The organism is Halomonas sp. (genome assembly GCF_041689495.1).
Classification (GTDB): Bacteria; Pseudomonadota; Gammaproteobacteria; order Pseudomonadales; family Halomonadaceae; genus Halomonas.
This window is the reverse complement of sequence record NZ_JBDNGD010000512.1, coordinates 1-4,506: the sequence shown is the minus strand read 5'-3', so window position 1 is coordinate 4,506 and position 4,506 is coordinate 1. Positions and strand designations below refer to the sequence as shown.

Annotated in this window: 6 protein-coding genes and 1 pseudogene; all 7 read right to left on the bottom strand. The window is 67.9% G+C overall.

Going from position 1 to position 4,506, the window contains the following annotated elements:
* A partial coding sequence (locus ACESMD_RS15250; protein WP_372614640.1) for an AMP-binding protein occupies positions 1 to 359 on the bottom strand: 359 nt, incomplete at its 3' end.
* Positions 343 to 1,017 carry a thermostable hemolysin gene (locus ACESMD_RS15245; protein WP_372614638.1) on the bottom strand — a complete coding sequence of 225 codons (675 nt, stop codon included), beginning with the start codon at positions 1,015 to 1,017 and terminating at the stop codon, positions 343 to 345. The genes ACESMD_RS15245 and ACESMD_RS15250, both read right to left, overlap by 17 nt.
* A gap of 90 nt (positions 1,018 to 1,107) precedes the next feature.
* Positions 1,108 to 1,407, bottom strand: coding sequence for a hypothetical protein (locus ACESMD_RS15240; RefSeq protein WP_372614636.1), 300 nt, complete (start codon positions 1,405 to 1,407; stop codon positions 1,108 to 1,110).
* Between the two features lie 26 nt (positions 1,408 to 1,433).
* On the bottom strand, positions 1,434 to 2,231 hold the full coding sequence (locus tag ACESMD_RS15235; protein WP_372614634.1) for an ABC transporter ATP-binding protein: 798 nt from the start codon (positions 2,229 to 2,231) through the stop codon (positions 1,434 to 1,436).
* Entirely contained in the window at positions 2,228 to 2,980 is a 753-nt protein-coding gene (locus tag ACESMD_RS15230) for an ABC transporter permease (RefSeq protein ID WP_372614632.1), read from the bottom strand. The genes ACESMD_RS15235 and ACESMD_RS15230 overlap by 4 nt, the downstream gene beginning before the upstream one ends.
* Positions 2,981 to 2,988: 8 nt before the next feature.
* On the bottom strand, positions 2,989 to 4,017 hold the full coding sequence (locus ACESMD_RS15225; RefSeq protein ID WP_372614630.1) for an ABC transporter substrate-binding protein: 1,029 nt from the start codon (positions 4,015 to 4,017) through the stop codon (positions 2,989 to 2,991).
* Positions 4,018 to 4,297: 280 nt separating this feature from the next.
* Positions 4,298 to 4,506: pseudogene (locus ACESMD_RS15220) on the bottom strand (hypothetical protein); the annotation flags it as partial.

Sequence of the window (4,506 nt, the reverse complement as noted above, 5' to 3'; positions counted from 1 at the left end):
GGGTCCTGCGTGGCGGAGAAGCCGAGCGTCTCGGCGCCGGGGCCGATCCAGGCGTCCAGGCCGGCGCTCGCCACCAGGTGGCGACGCTGGACGTCGCTGAAGAAGGTCGGCACCGGCACCGAGACCCGCGCTTCCCGCAACAGGGCCAGGTCCCAAAGGGCCCATTCCAGGCCGTTATCCAGCGCCAGCGCCACCCGGCGCACATCGTTCCGGGCGAGGCGCCGACAGCGGTCATCCAGTGCGGTGGCCAGCTCGCCGTAGCGGAGCTGGCGGTGGCCGTCGTCCATGGCTGGTCGGTCGGGGTGCTCGGCGGCGTGGCGGGCCAGCCGCGCAAGGAAGGCCTCAGGCGAGCCTGGCATCGGTCACCTCCGCAGGGCGAGCCAGGGGCAGCAGGCCACGGTCGATGAGGTCCCGATGAGCCCGGCGCAGGTCGCCGGCCATCACCCAGGGGTGGCGGTCGTAGTAGCGCCCCCACTCGGCCTGGCCGGCCCCCAGGCGGGCCGGGTCGGCGGGCATCAGCGGGTGGAGGTCGACACCCAGCCGTCGGATGCCGTTGTGGACCTCGGGCGTGGCGGTGAACAGCAGCCAGGCGATGCCCTCCGCTGCCAGCTGTTCTACCAGGTGGAGGTAGAGCGAACGTTGCAGGCCCGGCCGCTGGCTCACCAGGTTGCCGATCTCGGCGATCTCGTCGCGGGATGTCGCCTGGCCGAGACGGCGGGAGAGAAAGGTCTCGGCGCTGGCGTCCAGGTAGTGCTCCTGGAACAGCGGACCCCTTGCGGCGGCGCGCATGCCCACCGCCGCAAGGGGCCGGTCGGCCTGCCAGAGCCCGAACAGACGCGGCAGGAAGTGGCCGATGCGGGCGCCGTGCTCGGCGGCGAAGCATCGGCGGACGAGCTGCTCCAGGCGGCGTCGATCGAGCCAGTGGAGGGCCTCGCGCCAGGCAAGCGGCGGCCGGTACAGGTCCACCGGTGCTGGCCGGCACGGCGCAGGGGAAGGCAGGATGTCGGGGCTTTGCATCGGGGCGTCTCCATGACGTTTCCCCGATACTCTGGTGGCGGCAACTTAACGTCCGCTTAAGGGGACGGAAAAATCCACGGCCCCGCCACCTCAAGCGCGGATATAGGTCCAGCCTTCGGCCTGCAGCTCGGCCAGGGTGACCACTGCCGCCTCGACCTCGACTAACTCGCGGGTATTGTCGAGCCCCTGGGCCGCCAGCGAATTGCGGCACAGCCGCAGCAGCGGGTCGGTCGCGTCAGGGGTGGCCAGGGCGGTGGCCACGGCGCCGGCATTGGCGATGATCAGTACCTCGGCATCGGGTCGGGCGATGTGCAGGTTGGCGGCGTTACGCCGGGCACGAGCCAGGGCCTCGGCCGTGGGCGCGTGAAGCAGCACGCGAAGGGGTGTCATGGTGATCTCCGGGAGTGATGCCGTGGTCATTGGTTGCCGATGATCGCTTCGACGCGCCGCACCAGCGGAGCGAAGTCCGGGAGGTCGCGACGCTCGTCGAGCGGCAGGTTGATGCCCAGGGTCTCGACGACCCGCGCGGGCTGATCCGCCTCCTGGTTGCCCAGTACCATCACCCGGTCGGCGAGCAGTACCGCTTCCTCGATGTCGTGGGTGACGAAGACGATGGCGGCCTCGGTGCGTCGGCGCAGGGCGATCAGTTCCTGTTGCAGCCGTCGGCGGGTGATGGCATCCAGCGACGAGAAGGGCTCGTCCATGAACAGTACCCTGGGCCGCACGGCCAGTGCCCGCGCGATGCCGACCCGCTGCTGCTGGCCGCCCGACAGCGTATGTGGCCAGCGCTCGGCGTAGGCATCCAGGCCGACCAGCATCAGCGGCTGCATGGCCCGCTCGCGTCGCTCGGCACGCGACAGCCCAAGGCCTTCGAGTCCCAGTTCCACATTGGCGCGTACTCGTCGCCACGGGAACAGTCGCGGGGCCTGGAAGACCATCGACCAGGCGCGGGTGCCGTCGTCCTTGCCGTCGGGGATGTCCACCTCGCCGGACTGCGGGGCGAGCAGGCCAGTGAGCGCTCGAAGCAGGGTCGACTTGCCGACTCCCGAGGCACCCACTACCGCCACGAACTCGCGGGAATATAGCGCCAGCTCGACCCCGGCCAGCACGGTGGTGTCGCCGAAGCCGAGGCTGATGTCCCGGGCGTTGAGTGCCGGACTGACGGACGTCACGGTAGAGGGGGGCGCCCCGGCAGGTGTCACGGGTGCCGTCACGGCTGCCACCTCAGCAGTCGGCGTTGAATCAGCATGAAAAGGAAATCGAACAGTGCATACAGCCCGGCGATGGTCAGCATGTAGACCACCACGATGTCGGTGGCCAGCAGGCTCGAGGCCTCCATCATGCGCTGGCCGATGCCGGGAATGCCGAACAGCTCGGCAGCGACCACTGTCATCCAGCCCTGGCCGAGGCCGGCGCGCAGGCCGCCGAGGATGCCCGGGGCCGCCGCCGGCAGGTTGACCTTGGTCAACTGGGCCAGAAAACGCTGCTGCCCGAAGGCGCGAGCCACTTCCTCATAGCCGGGGTCCAGTGAGTGCACCGCGCTGTAGCTGGCGAAGTAGTTGATCCAGAACACCCCGATGCTGATGATGAACGCCGCCGCCGAGGGGTTGATGCCGAACCAGATGATGGCGAAGGGGATCCACGCCAGCGGCGGAATCGGGCGCAGCAACCGGGCCAGCCAGGCATGCGCGGCGTTGAACCTGGGCAGCAACGCGGCCGACATGCCCACAATGATGCCCAGGCTGGAGCCCAGCAGTAGCCCCACGCTGTAGTGGCTGAGGCTCGAGCGCACCACGTCCAGCCAGATGCCGTCGGCCAGCTCGTACCAGAACACCTGCGGAATCGAGGATGGCAGCGGCACCAGGCTACCCGGCAGCAAACCGCTGCGCAGCGCCAGCTCCCACAGCAACACGAAGGCGACGAGGCCCGCGGCGCTCAACAGGCTGCGCCGAGAACGGGTCATTGCCGGGCTCATTGCGCGGACAGCTCCTCGCTTACCTCGTCGAAGAGTCGCGTGTCGAACAGGGCGTCGAGATCCACTTCCTTGCGCAGTGTGCCCTGGCTCAGTTGGAAGTCGTGCATGCGACGCGTGCCTTCGCGGATGGCGTGGGGATCGCTGATGTAATTGGATGACGGCGAGCTCAGCGCCGTCTCGACGGTGGCCAGGTCGATCAGCCGGCGGCCGACGAACTCGCGCACATGCGGCGCCGCGCGCTCGGGCTCCTCGATCAGCATGTCGGTGGCTCGCAGGTGGAGTGCCATGAGCTCGCGCATCGCCTCGGGATGCGCCTTGAGGGTAGCTTCACGGGTGGCCAGCACGGCACCCGGCTGGCCCGGCAGCATCTCGTCGGCGCGTGCCACCACCCGCGCGCTGTCATCGCGCTCCTGCACCGTGGTCAGGATCGGCTCCAGAATCGAGGCGGCATCCACCGCACCGGCCAGCAGCGCTTGCTGTACGCGGTCGGCGCCCATGGCGATGACCTCCACCGCCTCCAGGCCCACGCCCAGCTGTTCGATCAGCCAGTAGCGCAGCACGGTGTCCGGCACCGAGCCCTGGGGGAAGGTGGCGATCTTCGGCTTGCGACCCTGCTCTTCGGTGAAGCGGGCGATGGCCTGGGCGGCATCGTTGTCCTCGAAGGCCGCAGCGAAGTCGCCGCGCGCCACCAGGCCGATCTGCTCCTGGATGCTCGAGGCCAGCACCTTGATCGGCACGCCGTTGGCACGCGCGACCATGGCCGGACCAATGCCGAAATACATGATATCCAACTCGCCGGAGGCCAGCGCCTGGACCATGGCCGGACCGCTCGAGAAGCGGGTCAGCTCCAGATCCAGACCCGCCTCCTCGGTCCAGCCCTCGCCCTCCATGACGAACAGCTGCGCGACCGGCAGGATCGGCATGTAGCCGACCTCAAGGGTGGTGGTGTGTTCGTCGGCCTGGGACAGGCCGGAGAAGGTCAGCAGGCCGGCGAACAGGGCCGCCAGGGGGGTGCGAAGTGACATGGCAGGGGGGACTCCGTCAGAAAGCATTGACGCCTAGTCTAGCGCCTTGTCATATATAACTGAATAGCAGTTTAAAACTGATTTCTTATAATCATATTTTTTAAAGTTGTCCTCCCCGAGGCGAAACGGATCGAATCAGGGCGCCGGCCCGGCCGGCCAGCAGCAGGACGATCAGGCATAGTGGAAGTAGACGCACGAACGACCAGCGGTAACTGCAGGTCGTTGGTCGTTCGGGATCACTTCCGCCGCAATCAAGCCCCCTTCATGATTCCTGTGGCCCTCAGCGGAAGGAAATCCGTGTCCCGTAGGCAAGCATCTCATCGGGTGTGATGGCCTTGCCCGATACACCGATCATCTCGTCGCCGCATTGGTCTGCCCAGGTCAGTACGCCATGGGTCAGGCCGATATCGCCCAGCTGGTCGCGGATCTCGCCGGTTCCCTGGAAGATGCGGGTCTTGCCCTGTGCATCGGACAGCACGGACACGCCGT